At 42.8% G+C, this 16,467-nt stretch carries 18 protein-coding genes and 1 tRNA gene; 14 read left to right on the plus strand and 5 right to left on the minus strand.

The genetic code is table 11. The annotated features are described in order from the left end of the window. Window positions 1–38: 38 nt before the first annotated feature. The 6 genes from R2103_RS13215 (at window position 39) to R2103_RS13240 (ending at window position 6,421) form a co-directional block, all read left to right on the plus strand. On the plus strand, window positions 39–935 hold the full coding sequence (locus tag R2103_RS13215; protein WP_317531844.1) for an SDR family oxidoreductase: 897 nt from the start codon (window positions 39–41) through the stop codon (window positions 933–935). Window positions 936–1,113: 178 nt separating this feature from the next. Then, window positions 1,114–2,337 carry a type II secretion system F family protein gene (locus R2103_RS13220; protein ID WP_317531845.1) on the plus strand — a complete coding sequence of 408 codons (1,224 nt, stop codon included), beginning with the start codon at window positions 1,114–1,116 and terminating at the stop codon, window positions 2,335–2,337. Between the two features lie 19 nt (window positions 2,338–2,356). Beyond that, entirely contained in the window at window positions 2,357–3,217 is an 861-nt protein-coding gene (locus R2103_RS13225) for an A24 family peptidase (RefSeq protein ID WP_317531846.1), read from the plus strand. Window positions 3,218–3,220: 3 nt separating this feature from the next. Then, entirely contained in the window at window positions 3,221–3,847 is a 627-nt protein-coding gene (gene coaE, locus R2103_RS13230) for a dephospho-CoA kinase (protein ID WP_317531847.1), read from the plus strand. A 95-nt stretch (window positions 3,848–3,942) separates the two neighbouring features. After that, entirely contained in the window at window positions 3,943–4,698 is a 756-nt protein-coding gene (gene zapD, locus R2103_RS13235; RefSeq protein ID WP_317531848.1) for a cell division protein ZapD, read from the plus strand. A 493-nt stretch (window positions 4,699–5,191) separates the two neighbouring features. After that, window positions 5,192–6,421: an IS256 family transposase gene (locus R2103_RS13240; protein ID WP_317530501.1), complete on the plus strand. Its 1,230-nt coding sequence runs from the start codon at window positions 5,192–5,194 to the stop codon at window positions 6,419–6,421. A gap of 639 nt (window positions 6,422–7,060) precedes the next feature. Here R2103_RS13240 and R2103_RS13245 read toward each other — a convergent pair. Next, window positions 7,061–7,375 (minus strand): type II toxin-antitoxin system RelE/ParE family toxin, encoded by a 315-nt coding sequence (locus R2103_RS13245; protein WP_317531849.1) that lies wholly within the window; start codon window positions 7,373–7,375, stop codon window positions 7,061–7,063. Further along, window positions 7,375–7,626 (minus strand): DUF1778 domain-containing protein, encoded by a 252-nt coding sequence (locus tag R2103_RS13250; RefSeq protein ID WP_317531850.1) that lies wholly within the window; start codon window positions 7,624–7,626, stop codon window positions 7,375–7,377. The genes R2103_RS13245 and R2103_RS13250 overlap by 1 nt, the downstream gene beginning before the upstream one ends. Before the next feature lie 288 nt (window positions 7,627–7,914). Between R2103_RS13250 and R2103_RS13255 the strand changes: the two genes are divergently transcribed. Next, the gene (locus R2103_RS13255) at window positions 7,915–8,337 is read left to right on the plus strand and encodes a hypothetical protein (protein ID WP_317531851.1); all 423 of its coding nucleotides are present in this window, start codon (window positions 7,915–7,917) and stop codon (window positions 8,335–8,337) included. Here the strand turns inward: R2103_RS13255 and R2103_RS13260 are convergent. After that, window positions 8,308–9,425 (minus strand): IS3 family transposase gene (locus R2103_RS13260; RefSeq protein ID WP_411172575.1). Its coding sequence is split into 2 segments (ribosomal slippage): window positions 8,308–9,164 and window positions 9,164–9,425, totalling 1,119 coding nucleotides; the frame shifts between segments, so codons are not numbered across the junction. The genes R2103_RS13255 and R2103_RS13260 overlap by 30 nt on opposite strands. 103 nt (window positions 9,426–9,528) lie before the next feature. On the opposite strand from R2103_RS13260, the gene R2103_RS13265 reads away from it, so the two are divergent. From R2103_RS13265 to R2103_RS13295, 7 genes are all read left to right on the plus strand, one after another. Continuing rightward, window positions 9,529–10,140: a hypothetical protein gene (locus tag R2103_RS13265; protein ID WP_317531852.1), complete on the plus strand. Its 612-nt coding sequence runs from the start codon at window positions 9,529–9,531 to the stop codon at window positions 10,138–10,140. Window position 10,141: 1 nt separating this feature from the next. Further along, window positions 10,142–10,756, plus strand: a complete 615-nt coding sequence (locus tag R2103_RS13270) for a hypothetical protein (RefSeq protein WP_317531853.1) — start codon at window positions 10,142–10,144, stop codon at window positions 10,754–10,756. 250 nt (window positions 10,757–11,006) lie between these two features. Beyond that, window positions 11,007–11,372 carry a hypothetical protein gene (locus R2103_RS13275; protein ID WP_317531854.1) on the plus strand — a complete coding sequence of 122 codons (366 nt, stop codon included), beginning with the start codon at window positions 11,007–11,009 and terminating at the stop codon, window positions 11,370–11,372. Between the two features lie 53 nt (window positions 11,373–11,425). Then, a complete protein-coding gene (locus tag R2103_RS13280; protein ID WP_317531855.1) occupies window positions 11,426–12,502 on the plus strand; it encodes a replication initiation factor domain-containing protein in 1,077 nt (358 codons plus the stop codon). Next, window positions 12,492–12,785, plus strand: coding sequence for a hypothetical protein (locus tag R2103_RS13285; RefSeq protein ID WP_317531856.1), 294 nt, complete (start codon window positions 12,492–12,494; stop codon window positions 12,783–12,785). The genes R2103_RS13280 and R2103_RS13285 overlap by 11 nt, the downstream gene beginning before the upstream one ends. A 19-nt stretch (window positions 12,786–12,804) precedes the next feature. After that, the gene (locus R2103_RS13290) at window positions 12,805–13,095 is read left to right on the plus strand and encodes a helix-turn-helix domain-containing protein (protein WP_317532102.1); all 291 of its coding nucleotides are present in this window, start codon (window positions 12,805–12,807) and stop codon (window positions 13,093–13,095) included. Next, complete coding sequence (locus tag R2103_RS13295) at window positions 13,005–13,997, plus strand: tyrosine-type recombinase/integrase (protein ID WP_317532103.1); 993 nt, start codon at window positions 13,005–13,007, stop codon at window positions 13,995–13,997. The genes R2103_RS13290 and R2103_RS13295 overlap by 91 nt, the downstream gene beginning before the upstream one ends. 25 nt (window positions 13,998–14,022) lie before the next feature. Here the strand turns inward: R2103_RS13295 and R2103_RS13300 are convergent. Next, window positions 14,023–14,099: transfer RNA gene (locus tag R2103_RS13300), tRNA-Ile, on the minus strand. A 12-nt stretch (window positions 14,100–14,111) separates the two neighbouring features. After that, window positions 14,112–16,385 (minus strand): RNA polymerase sigma factor RpoD, encoded by a 2,274-nt coding sequence (gene rpoD, locus R2103_RS13305; RefSeq protein WP_317531857.1) that lies wholly within the window; start codon window positions 16,383–16,385, stop codon window positions 14,112–14,114. Between the last annotated feature and the right edge of the window lie 82 nt (window positions 16,386–16,467).

Raw genomic sequence — 16,467 nt, forward strand, 5'->3', positions numbered from 1 at the left:
CAAATAGAAAATATAATAATTAGAAACAAATAACTTATATGAAGAAAGCAGTATTAATTATTGGTTGTGGTGATGTCGCGCTTAGAACAGCGCCACTATTACAAGCACATTACCGGATTCTCGGTCTGTACCGTAACTTAGATAATTCCGACCATTTACGATCACATGGAATTATTCCAGTTTACGGAAATCTGGATTCTCCGAAGAGTCTTGAGAAACTCGCTGGAGTTGCACAGTTGATATTGCATCTGGCCCCTCCACCCAACCAAGGGTTACGCGATCATCGAACCGCGCATTTACTGTCCGCATTAACCAATCGGACTAGAAATCGTGCGCTGATTCTACCACAACGATTTATCTATATCAGTACCAGTGGCGTTTATGGTAATTGTCATGGCGCATTGATCGATGAAAGTCACCCCGCTAATCCTGAAAATGACCGTGCAATACGGCGTATTGATGCTGAAAGGCAAATACGCAACTGGGGCAAACGCAATCACGTTCCTGTCTCGATTTTACGTGTTCCCGGAATTTATGCGGCGGACCGGCTGCCATTAAAGCGGTTACGTGAAGGGCATCCGGCAATATTGGCCAGTGAAGACAGTTATACCAATCATATTCACGCAGATGATCTTGCGCGAATCATTTATGCTGCTTTGCATCACGCGAAGCCCAGCAGGATTTATCATACCTGTGATGACTCCCGCCTCAAAATGGGAGAATATTTTGATCTGGTCGCGGATCATTTTGATTTACCGCACCCTCCTCGCATCAGCCGAAGCCAAGCTTACGAGCAAATATCGCCCGGCATGCTATCTTTCATGAAAGAATCCAGGCAGCTTAAGAATTTCAGAATGAAGAAGGAACTGCGCATTCAGTTGTTATACCCAACCGTTCATGAAGGCGTTAAAGCCGCTCGAGCTAACAGCTCATGAAGTCGTGCGGTTGCATCCTTCGCTGATTCAGTTTCTCAAATTAACACTAAGAATATACAAAACTCTGCCGTTAATTCCGCACAATCTCAAAACAATCACTGGGGTTTTGTTGTCAACAGCCGCAGCAGAATTTTAATGTATTGATTTTCATGAGAGCCTCTGTTCTTAGGAGTTAACGATGGCAACTGTCACAGCGCATGCAGAAAAGAAAGTAAAAGAAATCAATTATTCGTGGGAAGGAAAGGACAAAGCTGGTAAACAACTGAAGGGTGAGATGCGCGCTGCCGGAACAGTTGTGGTAACTTCCACATTGCGCCGTCAAGGGATTAAAGTCACAAAAATCAAGAAAACCCAATCCGGCGGCAAAATAACAGACAAGGATATTACGTTATTTACGCGTCAACTGGCCACCATGATGAAATCTGGCGTGCCGCTATTACAAGCTTTCGATATCGTGGGAAGAGGCCACAGCAACCGCGCTTTAAGCAAATTAATATTGGACATCAAAGCGGATGTGGAAACCGGTAGCAATTTGACGGACGCCTTCCGGAAATATCCACTCTATTTTGATGCACTCTACTGCAATCTTGTCGGCGCAGGTGAAGCGGCTGGTATTTTGGATGGTATTTTGGATCGTCTGGCTACCTATAAAGAAAAGATTCAAGCTATCAAGGGAAAAATCAAATCCGCACTCTTTTACCCGATTTCAATTCTTGTGGTTGCGTTTATCATTACCGCAGTAATTATGATCTTTGTCGTTCCAGCTTTCAAAGATTTATTTGAAGGATTCGGCGCCGAATTGCCTGCCCCAACGCTTCTGGTAATGACGATCTCAGACTTTTTTGTTGCTTATTGGTGGGCAATTTTAGGGGTTCTAGGCGGCGCAATCTATGGCTTCTTGTATGCCTGGAAACGCTCGGTTCCGATGCAGCGGGTCATGGATCGTCTTGCGCTCAAATTACCGATTTTCGGTGAGGTCATTCGCAAAGCCACGATCGCACGTTGGTCTCGAACACTATCAACCATGTTTGCCGCCGGCGTCCCATTGGTAGAGTCATTGGATTCTGTGGCAGGTGCTGCCGGAAATTTCATTTATTACGAAGCCACCAAGACCATTCAGCTTGAAGTCAGTACCGGTAACAGCTTGACGTCTTCGATGGCCGGCACCAACGTTTTTCCTAATATGGTCATCCAAATGGTCGCCATTGGTGAAGAGGCCGGATCGCTTGACTCGATGCTCAGTAAAATTGCCGATTTCTATGAAGCGGAGGTGGACGATGCAGTAGCCGCGCTTTCCAGCCTGATGGAACCCATCATTATGGTCGTATTGGGCACGCTCATCGGCGGTATGGTTGTTGCGATGTACTTACCTATCTTCAAAATGGGCATGGTTGTTAATTAAACATTATTTCCTTAAGAACATGTCATTCTTATCCATATTGCAAGACTCGCCTGTTTTCTTCGTATCCTGTACGACAATACTCGGTTTAATGATCGGCAGCTTCCTGAATGTTGTGATTTACCGGTTGCCTGAAATGATGAAAAGGAATTGGCTGCAACAATGCGCGGAACTCCATGGTGAGGCGGCCCAAGCATTACCCGAATTCAACCTTCTTACGCCGCGTTCAACGTGTATACACTGCGAACATAAAATAACCGCATGGGAAAATATTCCGATTATTAGCTACCTTTTTCTACGAGGACGCTGCTCTCAATGCCATGCGCGCATTTCTCCGCGCTATCCGATAATAGAAGCAGCAACCGCTATTATCAGCGGTTTTGTTGCTTGGCACTTCGGTTACGGCTTTGTCGCACTTGCAGCACTAATCTTCGTATGGGCGCTCATCGCCTTAGCTGTTATTGACTTGGATACGCAATTATTACCGGATGATATAACATTACCATTATTATGGATCGGCCTATTGGTTAATATCAATCATGGCTTTACCGATATCCAATCGGCAGTCATTGGCGCCATCGCCGGTTATCTTTCCTTGTGGTCCATTTACTGGTGCTTTAAACTGATAACCGGCAAAGAGGGCATGGGATACGGCGATTTTAAACTGTTAGCCGCAATTGGTTCGTGGCTAGGCTGGAGCATGCTTCCATTGGTGATACTTTCCTCATCTCTGGTCGGTGCGCTGGTCGGTATCGGATTGATTCTTGCCGCCAAGCTGAATAAGAGTATCCCTATTCCATTCGGTCCCTATTTGGTTGGCGGGGCACTTATTGCTTTATTCTGGGGAGAGCAGCTCATTCATACCTACATTAGCTTATTTTAATCAATGACTTTTATAGTTGGACTTACTGGCGGAATCGGTTGTGGAAAATCAAGCGCCAGTCAATTTTTCACTGAATTAGGTATTGATGTCATTGATACCGATGTAATTGCCCGGAAATTAACCCAGCCAGATGGTCAAGCTATCAATTTGATAAGAAACTCATTCGGAGATGCTTTCTTAACAGCGAATGGTTCTCTGGATAGAGAAAAAATGCGCAATCAGGTATTCTCGGACAGTCATGCACGACGTAAACTGGAAGAAATCCTTCATCCGTTGATACTGAAAGAAGTAATTGAACAAATTGAACAAACCCAATCACCTTATATCGTACTTGTGGTTCCATTATTATTTGAAACGAATGATTACGACGGCATCATTCAGCGCAGTCTGGTGGTTGACTGTGAGGAATCAGTGCAAATTTCACGCACAATGGCACGCAGTCAATTACCGGAGCAGCAAGTGAAGGCGATCATGGCGCAACAGATCTCTCGACAAACTCGCCTACAAAAAGCCGATGATATAATTACTAATAATCGAGATATCGATTTCCTGAAGACACAAGTCAGCCAGCTACATCATAAGTATCTGATTCTTTCACAGAATAAATCAGATGCCATAAACTTGCACTAAAGAAATTATTTGGGAAAATTTATTTTTTTGTGAAATAATCTTAGTTGCAGCAAAGCTTCAATACCTCTAATTTCTCTTGTGGATGTACAACTATTGTGATTTGTTACGAACACCCGCTCAATGAGCGCATACGTACCCTTCTTCGACTTGAGGATCTATTTAATAAGATTGATTTCTTCTCTACGAAAGATACTGCGACCGAGCACCACGCGTCACTCATCGCTTTATTTGAAGTGCTTGAGATCACAAGCCGGGCTGATATCAAATCAGATTTACTGCAAGAACTTGAGCGGCAGAAACAAATACTCGAAATGCTCCGAAAAAATCCCGAGGTGTCTGAAACCGCATTGGATAATGTACTCAATGACATAAAAATCACCTTCCGGGAAATGCTGGATTTCCCAGGCAAAGTCGGTGAGCATCTGCGTGAAAATGAATGGTTAATGGCAATCAAGCAACGCATTGGAATACCTGGCGGTTGCTGTGTATTTGACTTGCCATCCTATCATTACTGGTTGAATTTGGATCCTGCCCATCGGCACAAAGACTTCGACGAGTGGTTAACGCCGTTCCAACCCATCCGAAACGCATTCGGAATTGTGCTTTACCTGTTGAGAAAAAGTGGCAGAACCTTGCAGGTGGTTGCAAATCAAGGAATTTTCCAGCAAACGGGATCGGAATACACTGCACACATGCTAAGGCTTAATTTAAGCGATCAATTGCCCTGCGTGCCAGAGATCAGCGCTAACAAATATGCACTGAATATCCGTTTCATTCCGATGCACACGAACCAAAAAAACAAAGCCTATGAAGGTGATGTGAAATTTGAACTAACCTTCTGTAATCTATGATTTTATTTCAATTTACCACAGCAACCGAAGATATGACAATTGCTCTTTTCTGTCAATGCATAACACAATCGCTTGTTGCTTCTTTTAGTGCTAGAAATCTCAGTTTAATTGAGCTAAAGTCTCTACGCACTGAAGTGTGAGTTCTATCGCAAGCAATCATAGTGGAATTTTTCCGCAATGCACACAGTGCTATCTTCGAGTTCCCCTGAACCAATTTCGATCCAATTTCCCATCTGTTTTCATGTGTACTACGGTCGGTCAGATGGTGTTTCACCGTTCATGACCTCGCTCCCCTTCGATGCCGACCCGAATGCAGCATGCAAACCTTGTTTCTAATGTCCTAGACGATACAATCGCGCACACCATAAAGAAAAAAAGAGGTTAGATGTAAGAATTACTAGCGTTGTTTACAGTATTTGGGAGAAGGGGGTGTAAATAATTTTGTGTAAATGGTCATATTGCAGGAAACTGCTTATATATTTTTAGAGTAAAAATGACCACACCCAAACCCCTGCCGGCCGGCTTAATTGATAGCCTGCTGGCCGATTACAAAAAGCCAGAAGATTTAATCGGTGAGCATGGTCTTCTCAAGCAACTCACCAAAGCGTTGGTTGAACGTGCCTTGCAAGCAGAAATGGCCGATCATCTTGGTCACGATAAGCACGAAACGGTAGTCAATGCCACTGGCAATACCAGAAATGGTAAAAGCCGTAAGACCCTGAAAGGTGAATTCGGTGAGTTACCCATCGAGATCCCCCGTGACCGTGAGGGCAGCTTCGAGCCTCTGATCATTTCCAAGCATCAGACCCGCTGGGCGGGCTTTGATGACAAGATCCTCTCGCTGTATGCCCGTGGCATGACAGTGCGTGAAATCCAACAGCACCTCACTGAAATGTATGGCACAGAAGTATCGCCTACGCTCATTTCTACGGTCACTGATGGCGTAATGGATGAAGTGAAGCAGTGGCAATCCCGGCCTCTCGATGCGGTGTATCCTGTGATCTATCTCGATTGTATCCATACCAAAGTTCGTGACGCTGGTAGCGTTCGTACCAAAGCGATTTACCTGGCGATCGGCATTAACATGGAGGGCCATAAAGAAATACTGGGCTTATGGATTGCTCAGACCGAGGGTGCCAAGTTCTGGCTCAGCGTTGTCACTGAACTCAAAAATCGTGGCGTGCAAGATATCTTTATCGCCTGTGTCGATGGCTTAAAGGGCTTTCCCGAAGCGATTGAAACCATCTATCCACATGCCATTGTACAACTCTGTATCGTGCACATGGTTCGTAATAGTCTCAACTACGTCAGCTGGAATAAACGCAAGGAAGTAGCTGCTGATTTACGTTTGGTCTACAGCGCCGCCACGATTGATGAGGCTGAGCACGCGTTAGTCGGCTTTGAAGATAAATGGAACAATGCTTATCCACCGATCGCCCGATCTTGGCGCAATAACTGGCAACGCATCATTCCATTCTTCGACTACCCGCCTGAGATACGGCGCATTATTTACACCACCAATGCGATTGAGTCAGTCAATATGAGCCTACGCAAAGTCAGCAAAAACCGTGGATCGTTTCCCAACGATGAAGCTGTGATCAAATTGTTTTATTTGGCTCTCAGCAATATCGCCAAAAAATGGTCTATGCCACTAAGAGATTGGAAACCGGCACTAAACAGGTTTACTATTCAATTTAACGAAAGAATGCCTCGGCATTATTAACCACCGTTTACACAAAATCTAGGACACCCCCAGAGAAGGCAGCGAAAGTAAAAACTTCAGAAGAAGAGATGCAGCTTCCATCAGAATAGTTCCAAGTGATCCTTCCCCAAAGAATTCCAATATTCCTTCTGGATCAGCTCGTCGGTTGACTCCGCCCTTTTAGTGGATCTTCATTGCTTGTTGTGTCACAGAATTGTACAAAGAATTAACACATCACCTTCAACGGCAATAAAGAAGACCAGCAGATTAGAAGATAATGCTTTGAATTACACAAACCCGCTTCAGCGGGTTTTTATTGCTTGGCGTTGACCGGATTTCCTTACACCAGCCTTACACGATCCTTATTAAACAAAAAAGCACTTAGGATTTTACTCTCTAAGTGCTTGATTTTATTGGTGGGTCTGGTAGGACTTGAACCTACGACCAAGGGATTATGAGACACAGCCTTTAAATTGGCTATATATATTAAACAATAACTTACAGCGCTTGCCACATATAAAATCATTATCACACAACCCTAAATTATGGAGTTTACATTCAAGCGTGACACAAATTTGACACAATCAATTTAGCGCTTTATTTGATTCTGTCATTGTAGAAAAACTGCATCAATTTCACTCAATACTACTTAGTTATGCTTCATGTCGCCAGTCGATTCTTAAGTCTTTGCATGAGATCCATCCTCTCATGCAAAACTGCCAAAATAATTGACACTTTTCTGTCTTTAGGCTGCCAATAGAAAATATAATGATGTTCACAATGAGTAAACAATAAATCTGATCTGTTTTTTAGAAATACTCTTGGCGTGATATCACCTTGAGCGATCTCTTGGAATCGCTTCAACAACAAGGCTTCATAATGTTTTGCTTGTTCAATTCCCCACGTATCAACTGTATAACGAGCGATTGCTTTCAAATCTTCTTCAGCAAGAGCAGTGAGTTCGTAACCGGACATTACTTAGTATTTTCGTTATATACTTCTTGAAAGATTTCTTCTACAGATTTCTTGCTAATTCTGCCAGCTTTAGCTGATTTAATACGTTCATTCAAAAGTGTTTCCAGTTCATTCAAAGCGGTGTCTTCATCAGAAGATGTAGGCAGAACTTGAGCAAGCACATATTCCTTAATTGATTTTCCTTGTAAAGCAGCAACAGCCTTAATTTTTTGATGCTGCTCTGGCGTCAAATCGATAGACAAGCGGCTCATATTATTTCATCCTTTATCATTAAGTGAAAATGAATATAGTACAAAATGAACAAATGCACAAATGTTCAAAGCGAAAGATGCTAACTTGCAAGAAAATTGGCTTGTCCTGATTTTACAGTAACCTATAGAATCATAAAATATTCTCAGGGGGTATGAGATACAGTCAAAAATTAATATGCTCATCATAATTTGCAGCAATAAGATTTTGACTTAATTAAAAATTAATTATTTACCGATTGCCGCACGATATCTTACTATCTAAATTTTTCTACATTCAGAAGGAGAAGTATGTCTTACGTAAAAAAATTAGAATTTGGAAATTACACTCTTAACTTTGGGAATAAGAAAGTACTTCTTGACCTGTTCTATGAAGTCGTGATGCCATCTTTCTACGAAATGAAATATATTCGAGCTCTTCAAAATAAAGGGGAATACTTCTTTCTTGATACAAAAATAGTTAAGCTGGAAGATGATAAGAAAAATCCAGTTATTGGTATTGTCGGCCGCATTGTCAAAAATACCAAACTCAAGCGTGAGCAAATTTTTCGTCGTACTGAAGGAATAGTTGAGGATAAAAAAGAATTAGAAACAGCGCCAAGTTCTACTTTTTTACTAATCCTGAATAATCATAGATTAATTCTCTGCAAAGAAGTACCTGGTGCCCCCCTAATCCCCCCATTTTTAACAGGAGCATGCAGTAGAGAGTTTTAATTTAAAAGCTTCTGCCAACTTCATTGCTGGCGTGATACCTCCAAGTGCCATACTTGGACGTTCATTATTATAAATCCATAACCACTGTGTCGCAGTGAGTTGGGCCTCTTCAATGGTTGCAAATTCATTCATCTCCAACCATTCATGCCGGACGGTCCTGTTATAGCGTTCCACGTAGGCATTTTGCTGTGGCTTTCCTGGCTGGATGTAATCGAGCTGAATACCTCGAGTTTCTGCCCAACAACAAAGCGTGCCACTGATATTCTCCGGCCCGTTATCACAACGAATCTTCCTGGGTTTGCCGCGCCATTCGATAATCCGGTCCAGAGCGCGCGTAACGCGTTCTGATGGAAGCGATACGTCCACTTCGATTCCCAACCCTTCACGGTTGAAGTCATCCAGCACATTGAAGGTTCGAAAAGACCGGCCATTGGTGAGTTGATCAGCCATGAAGTCCATCGACCATGTGTCATTGGGCCGTTCTGGCACAGCTAGCGGCTCCGGCTTCTCCCGCTTTAATCGCTTGCGTGGCTTAATTCGTAAATTCAATTCCAGCTCACGGTAAATACGATACACACGTTTGTGATTCCATCCAAAACCCTTCACATTACGCAAATAAAGAAAGCATAAGCCAAAGCCCCAACGCTTGTGACAAGTCGTCAGGCGTAGTAACCAATCGGCGATTTCTTCGTTCTCATCGTTGAGCGCCGGATGATAACGATAGCAGGTCTCAGAAATGCCAAATGTTGTACAGGCCAAAACGATACTAACGGATTTATCCTGTACTGCCCATTGTGCCATTACTTTGCGCTGTGAGGGCTTTACCACTTTTTTCCAAGTGCCTCCTTCAATAGCTCATTCTGCATCTGGCTTTCCGCATACATCCGCTTTAACCGTTTGTTTTCCTCAACCATCGCCTTCATTTCAGATAGTAAGGCAGCATCCATCCCACCATACTTGCTGCGCCATTTATAAAAACTTGCAGTACTCATTCCATGTTCCCGGCATAAATCAGCCACAGGAATTCCTCCTTCAGCTTGCTTCAATATCTGCATGATCTGGCTTTCCGTAAATCGCTGCTTCTTCATCAGTAAAATTCCTCTTCGTCTAGGATAGAAAATTCTACTGCTTTGCTCGTTCAATTTTTGGGGGGATTACCCCCCTACAATTCAAAATTTTCAGAGCACCAGCTTGTACTGCTTAAAGAAAAGTCATAAAGAATATATTAACGAGCTATACGAGTCACAAAAATCAGAAGATCCTAAAAGAAAAATTGAAACTCAAAATTCTCTATTAGAGAGTAATCCTTATCCAACATTAAGAATAACTCCACTTTCCGATAAGCAAAGCCTTGAGGATTTTATTGATAGATTCCATCATATTGATCGACTTTCAATAAAACTTCTCTCAACAAACAATGAAGAAATTAATAATGATGACTTCTGGGCTGATTTCGGAAAGCTTGGTAATAATATGAATAGCAAATCTGCAAAAGTAGAGTTCTCAAATACTAAAGAAGGTTTAGATTCTGATACTGTATACACTCAGGTAAGCTCTGCATCCAATCTTGGAAATTCTGAAATTAAGCTTAAGGGGTCGGATATAGAGGGTGATTCAATTAATGGAAACAATGAAGACTTCAGTCTAACTATAGAGTTAGATGAGCTATCTCGCGATACAGAGCAGGCGGCTAAAGTCAAATATAGTCAATTTAAGCATTTGTCTGAGGCTGGTATTATAGCCCAACCCCAAGTATCCCAAACTGAACACGATAAAGTAAAAGCCATTTTTAATAGGCTTTGATATGCCATACAATTTTAATGCTTCAGACTTAACAAGTGAAAAGTCGTTATGGCAAATATATAAGTTATCGAGAAAAATACAACCTAGTAAACTACATGTCTTCATTATCATTCTTACAATGATACTACTAGGAACAAATGCTTACTTTCTTGAAGATGATATTTCTATAATTTTGAATGACACCAGAACATGGGCATCGATGGGGTTTAATTTTTCAATCAGCACACTTGGCTTTCTGATTGCCGGATTTACTATTTTTGCCACAATATCAAAACCTGAGATGATGCTGGCTATGATGGGCCATATCAACAAGGAAACTGGATTACCTACTTTAAAATATAATTTCTTCGCATTTATGCAAGTGTTTATAGTTTATATAGTTTTTGCTTTAATTTATCTATTGGTTATGATTTTAGGGCAAAAAAGTGGATTCCTAGCAAATATTGTAAATTTTTTTCCTTATAGCTCTCTCATAAAGCTCGCATTAATTAAAACAAGCTATGTAATAATTGGATCCAGTTTTGTCTACTTGTTGCTCTTACTAAAAGTTTTTGTTTTTAATGTATATGCAATTGTAATGAATTTCTTGAGATGGGAATATCACAATACCCATTAATAGTTTTTTTAATATTAAATTGAAAAGAAATCGCCTCTAGGGTGCGCCGGCCAACCCGGCGCAAGGCCATGCCCAGTTCATGGGCATGCTGGCCGATCCCATTCTACTCGCTGGTTTAAACCACATACTCCGTTCTGCAAAACAGTTTTAGAATTCAATCTTGAAGATGCATATTGTTGCGTGATTCTGAGAGGTTGTTTATTACCCCTTAATCCTTTATGCTTATTACTTATGCATAAAGGATACTGCGATGACTGATCTTACAAATGACACAATTCCAAAACTATCAATTGAAGAAGCTCAGCAATACATTGAGATTGCTGAAAAAGCGGCATTAAATTTTCGCGGACAGGCCGACGAACTTGAAAATGCTATCGGCATGCTGATGATCGGACGCATTTATGGTTGGAGGGTATTGGTAATCGTTCACAACAAACGTACCATCAAAAAATATGAGGAAATACTTGGCATTAATATTCGCGAAATGTTTCCTCCCGAAGGCCCATTAGCGCATAAATCACTTGGTTACAAAGTCGCAACTACGTTCAGTAATTTCTGGAAAGTTGTAAGCGGTGATATAAAAATCGAAAATCGCCGAGAGATTGGCTCTGAATAAAGGATATTAAATATCCTTGACAAGGGGAATGCATACCCTCTATAGTGGAGGGTATGGAAAAACCTTTTGCAAAATTAAATACTCAGAATGATGCCAATGCGGATGCGCGGTTGGGGGCGTCAGCACCCAACGCAGCGCATAGCATTGGCGCAACATTGGATAATACTCATGCATCCGATACAAATCACACCGTTGACACCCCCCGTACGGTAATACGGGGGGAAAGTCCCACCGGAGAAAAAAATAAATCACAGGCGGCCTTAACTGACTGGCTGAATGTTTCCTTCCCTTTTCATCCAGAAAATAATAATCCATTTGAATTTTTTAAATCCTTTAGTGAAGCAACTAAGGGTATTTTTGGTGGAATGACAGACCAGCAGCGAGGGCTTCATGGTTGGCAATTCTCCTTTCAGTTTGATTATGGCTGCGTTTTATTTGCATACGGCGGCCAAAACAACACTGCTTTCTTGTCTCTACCCGGCGAAGGTTGCGCATTAATTCCTGATTGGCAATCTTTCGCTTTATACCTGAGAGATCAACTTCGAGCGCGCATTACTCGCTGGGATGGAGCGGTGGATGATTTCAACGGCGTTCATTCTGTTGATATGGCCATTGAATTTTATACGCAAGGCCACTTTAAACACGGCGGCAGAGAACCGAAACTTACACAGCATGGAAACTGGATTAAACCTGACGGTTCAGGTCGTAGTGTATACGTTGGCAATCGTAAAAATGGCAAGCTCATCAGGATTTATGAAAAGGGCAAGCAACTAGGCGATCCTTCCAGTCCTTGGGTACGCTGGGAGGTTGAACTTCATGCAAAAGATCGCGTCATTCCTTGGGAAGTTTTGCTGCATCCGGGCGAATATGTCGCAGGTGCTTATCCATGTCTATCCTGGGTAACTGATCGTGCCTGTCGTATCACCACAATCAAAGAACAGGATCGAATCAGCTATGAGCGCTTGAAGCAGGTTGCATCAACTGCTTATGGCGCACTCCTCAATGTCATGCTGCAACGCGAAGGCAGTGCGGAGCTTATTGTAGAACAACTAAAACGGCATGCCATTCCCCGTCGCCTTGCTTCCACAGATCATTATTTACGCACAAAGGGAAAATCCGATGAGATTTGAAGCGGACGATCTTGATTGGGCAATGGGCGAACTTGCCAACTTATTTGCTGATGCCAATCGGCTCGGTATTCTTCCGCATCAAATTAATCCTGGTTTGTTTTATGAGGCTTGGACAGTGTTGTGTTTTCAACCGATTGAAGTTTCAATCCGGTGCCGTCAAACATTAATTTCTATGCTTACCTTTCCTTTGTGGCAAGTATCCAAAGAAGGCTATATCAAAAGAAGTTTTGATTTTAACAATCCCGGTGAGCCCATGCGCTATGAAAACACTTTTACTCACTGAGGCTGCCAATTTTCTCAAGATGCACCCAGAAGAGGTGCGCCGTCGCGCAAAATCTGGGAAATTACCCGGTGCAAAATTGGGCAAATGCTGGGTATTTATTCTTGATGATCTTGTTGAACACATCAGATCACAGTATTCTAACCCTCGGCAAGCGTTGCGAGTGGTTTCAGAAAAGGAGGTAAACATATGCCACTCTACAAACGCGGTAATACGTGGTGGATCGCGTTCACCACACCAGCAGGAGAGCGTGTTAGATGCTCTGCTGGCACAGCCGACAAAGCCCAAGCGCAAGAATACCATGACAAGCTAAAAGCTGAATCCTGGCGCATTCAAAGATTGAGAGAAAAGCCGGAGTACACATGGGATGAGGCAGCAGCTAAGTTTCTACTCGAAACACAGCATAAAGCTACCCATGAACGCGACAAAGAAAAACTTAGATGGTTACAGCAATTCTTACGTAATAAGCCATTGCAAGAAATTGACCGGGAATTAATCGATCACATTGCACATGCAAAAGCAAAGGATACAAGCCCATCAACTGCTAATCGCCATTTAGCACTGATACGGGCAATTCTGCGGAAAGCATGCCATGATTGGGAGTGGATAGACAAAATTCCAAAAATCAGGCTTTTCCCAGAACCAAAACGCCGTATTCGATGGCTAACTCCGGAGCAAGTAAAAATATTACTAAATGAATTGCCACAACATCAACAGGATATGATGATATTTGCTTTATCAACAGGCTTGAGACAATCAAACGTTATTAATCTGGAATGGAATCAGGTTGATCTTGAGCGTAAGGCTGCCTGGATTCATCCCGACCAAGCCAAGGCAAGAAAAGCAATTCACGTTCCGCTTAATTCTGTTGCTGTAACGGTGTTACTTCGACAAGTCGGTAAGCATCAAAGCAGAGTTTTCACATTTCGCGGAAACCCGATTGCATGGGTAAATACCCGTGCGTGGAAACTAGCATTAATACGAGCAGGAATAGAAAACTTTAGATGGCACGACCTGCGCCATACTTGGGCAAGCTGGTTGGCTCAACAGGGCACACCCATGAATGTACTGCAGGAACTCGGTGGTTGGGAATCGGAAGAGATGGTAAGGCGGTATGCACACCTATCGAAACCGCAGCTCATGCAGCATGCCGAGCTGGTTTCAAATATCCTTGATACCACAATTTTGTCACATCGGAAAGAAAAAAGAGGTTAGAAATTTATCTAACCTCTTGATTTGTTGGTGGGTCTGGTAGGACTTGAACCTACGACCAAGGGATTATGAGTCCCCTGCTCTAACCAACTGAGCTACAGACCCTTATTGCTTATTTTAATTGTTGCCGGTATCCAAAAAGCTGCGTAAACGTTCAGAACGAGCAGGGTGACGTAACTTGCGCAGTGCTTTGGCTTCGATTTGACGAATGCGTTCACGGGTAACATCGAATTGTTTGCCGACCTCTTCTAAGGTATGGTCGGTATTCATTTCAATGCCGAAACGCATACGCAGCACTTTGGCTTCACGCGGGGTTAAAGAATCCAGAATGTCCTTAGTGACACCGCGCAAGCTTGCGTAAACTGCCGCATCTGCAGGCGCCATCGTGGCTGCATCTTCGATAAAATCACCTAGATGTGAATCTTCATCGTCACCAATCGGGGTCTCCATGGAGATTGGTTCCTTGGAAATCTTAAGAATTTTACGAATTTTCTCTTCGGGCATCTCCATTTTTTGCGCTAAAACCGCCGGTTCAGGTTCTTGTCCGGTTTCCTGCAAAATCTGACGTGAAATACGATTCATTTTATTAATCGTTTCAATCATATGCACGGGAATCCGGATGGTTCTCGCCTGATCCGCAATGGAACGGGTGATCGCCTGGCGTATCCACCATGTAGCATATGTTGAAAATTTGTAACCACGCCGGTACTCAAATTTATCGACTGCTTTCATAAGACCGATATTGCCTTCTTGAATCAGATCGAGAAATTGTAATCCACGGTTAGTGTATTTCTTAGCAATAGAAATTACCAGCCGTAAATTGGCTTCCGTCATCTCGCGTTTGGCCCGGCGCGCTTTAGCCTCGCCCGTTGACATTTTGCGATTAATTTCTTTTAAGTCTTTGATCGGAATGCCAACCTTGTTTTTGAGTTCCAGCAAATTCCGCTGCTCTTCCAAAATTGCAGGTTTATAGTGTTCAAGCGCTTGACTATAAGGCTTTCCAATGGCGATTTCTTGCGCTACCCAATCAAGATCGGTTTCATTCCCAGGAAACGTTTTGATGAAGTGATTTCTGGGCATTTTTGCTTTGGATACGCATAAATCCATTATCCTGCGCTCATAGTTGCGCACATCTCCCACGAGTTCGCGCTGAGTATCACAGAGCTTCTCTACCATTTTCGCCGAGAACCGTATACCCATCAGCTCGGATGAGATTTTGTCCTGAAGCTCAATATAACCTTGATGATAAGGGCCTTCTTTCTCAAGCAGGTCTTGCATTTCGGTATATATTTCACGGATTACCGTGAAACGCTCCAATGCATCTGCTTTAAGTTTCAACAAATCCGCACTGGCAATTGATGCGCCATCACCATCTTCATCTTCGTCATCATCGCCAAGATCGCTGGAAGCTAACTCCTGCTCTAAAGATTCTTCTGAAAATTCTTCGTTCGTGATTTCTTGCGCATTGGCGTCCAACAATCCATCAACCACTTCATCAATGCGTAATATATCCTTCTCAACTTCCGTAGCCAAATCAACAATTTTCGCGATGATCGGAGGACAAGCAGAAATTGCCTGAATCATATGACGCAAACCGCCTTCGATGCGTTTTGCGATTTCAATCTCACTTTCACGTGTCAGCAGACCCACCGAACCCATTTCGCGCATATACATGCGCACGGGATCTGTTGTCCGTCCAAACTCGGAATCTACCGTAGAGAGCGCTGCTTCCGCTTCTTCCGCCACATCTTCATCAGCCACGGTGGTTGCGGCATCGGACATCAGCAATGTTTCCGCATCCGGCGCTTCATCATGCACGGATATGCCCATATCATTGATCATGCTGATGATACCTTCTATCTGCTCAGCATCCAGCATATCGTCGGGCAAATGATCATTGATTTCGGCGTAAGTCAGATAGCCACGCTCTTTGCCTAATCCGATCAGTATTTTCAAGCGCATGCGCCGCGCTTCGATATCTTGCGGTTGCGGATTACCGCCTTCAATAACGGAAACCGAGTCTATATCATCAATAGAATCCAGTCCTCCAGCCGCCTTATTCTTTTTGGGGGTTCTACCTCTGGCTTTCTTGCCTATATTGAACTCAACATCATCGCCACCAAGCATGGCTTGAGAAAATTCTGCCGCAGTGCGTGTTGATTTAACCGGCGCTTCTTTTATTTCTGCAGAATCGGTTGCCTCTAGGCCGGTTGCTTTTTCATTTGTTTTTTTGCCGGTTGCCTTAACACTTTTTTCAGTTTTAGCTATTAATTTCTTAGACTCTTCTTTTTCCACCATTTCATTGCCAGTATCTTTTATTTTCTGAGCTGTTGATTTCTTAATAATTTTATTATCTTTATCTTTTGATTCGACCGCTTTTGTTTTTGGCATATTGGATTCCCAATAATTTGGATGAATTAAAAGCTGAAAGTGCGAGATTATATCAAAATTCGATATTACTGACACCTAATAA

The organism is Nitrosomonas sp. Is24, assembly GCF_033063335.1.
GTDB lineage: Bacteria > Pseudomonadota > Gammaproteobacteria > Burkholderiales > Nitrosomonadaceae > Nitrosomonas.

What these genes read in the sequence shown, in the direction of transcription:
- R2103_RS13275 (WP_317531854.1), top strand. Translation starts at nt 11,007, where the DNA reads ATGACTGATCTTACAAATGACACAATTCCAAAACTATCAATTGAAGAA.
- R2103_RS13290 (WP_317532102.1), top strand. Translation starts at nt 12,805, where the DNA reads ATGCACCCAGAAGAGGTGCGCCGTCGCGCAAAATCTGGGAAATTACCC.
- R2103_RS13280 (WP_317531855.1), top strand. Translation starts at nt 11,426, where the DNA reads ATGGAAAAACCTTTTGCAAAATTAAATACTCAGAATGATGCCAATGCG.
- R2103_RS13225 (WP_317531846.1), top strand. Translation starts at nt 2,357, where the DNA reads ATGTCATTCTTATCCATATTGCAAGACTCGCCTGTTTTCTTCGTATCC.
- coaE (WP_317531847.1), top strand. Translation starts at nt 3,221, where the DNA reads ATGACTTTTATAGTTGGACTTACTGGCGGAATCGGTTGTGGAAAATCA.
- rpoD (WP_317531857.1), bottom strand. Translation starts at nt 16,385, where the DNA reads ATGCCAAAAACAAAAGCGGTCGAATCAAAAGATAAAGATAATAAAATT.
- R2103_RS13215 (WP_317531844.1), top strand. Translation starts at nt 39, where the DNA reads ATGAAGAAAGCAGTATTAATTATTGGTTGTGGTGATGTCGCGCTTAGA.
- R2103_RS13255 (WP_317531851.1), top strand. Translation starts at nt 7,915, where the DNA reads ATGTCTTACGTAAAAAAATTAGAATTTGGAAATTACACTCTTAACTTT.
- R2103_RS13285 (WP_317531856.1), top strand. Translation starts at nt 12,492, where the DNA reads ATGAGATTTGAAGCGGACGATCTTGATTGGGCAATGGGCGAACTTGCC.
- R2103_RS13245 (WP_317531849.1), bottom strand. Translation starts at nt 7,375, where the DNA reads ATGTCCGGTTACGAACTCACTGCTCTTGCTGAAGAAGATTTGAAAGCA.
- R2103_RS13270 (WP_317531853.1), top strand. Translation starts at nt 10,142, where the DNA reads ATGCCATACAATTTTAATGCTTCAGACTTAACAAGTGAAAAGTCGTTA.
- R2103_RS13240 (WP_317530501.1), top strand. Translation starts at nt 5,192, where the DNA reads ATGACCACACCCAAACCCCTGCCGGCCGGCTTAATTGATAGCCTGCTG.
- R2103_RS13250 (WP_317531850.1), bottom strand. Translation starts at nt 7,626, where the DNA reads ATGAGCCGCTTGTCTATCGATTTGACGCCAGAGCAGCATCAAAAAATT.
- R2103_RS13220 (WP_317531845.1), top strand. Translation starts at nt 1,114, where the DNA reads ATGGCAACTGTCACAGCGCATGCAGAAAAGAAAGTAAAAGAAATCAAT.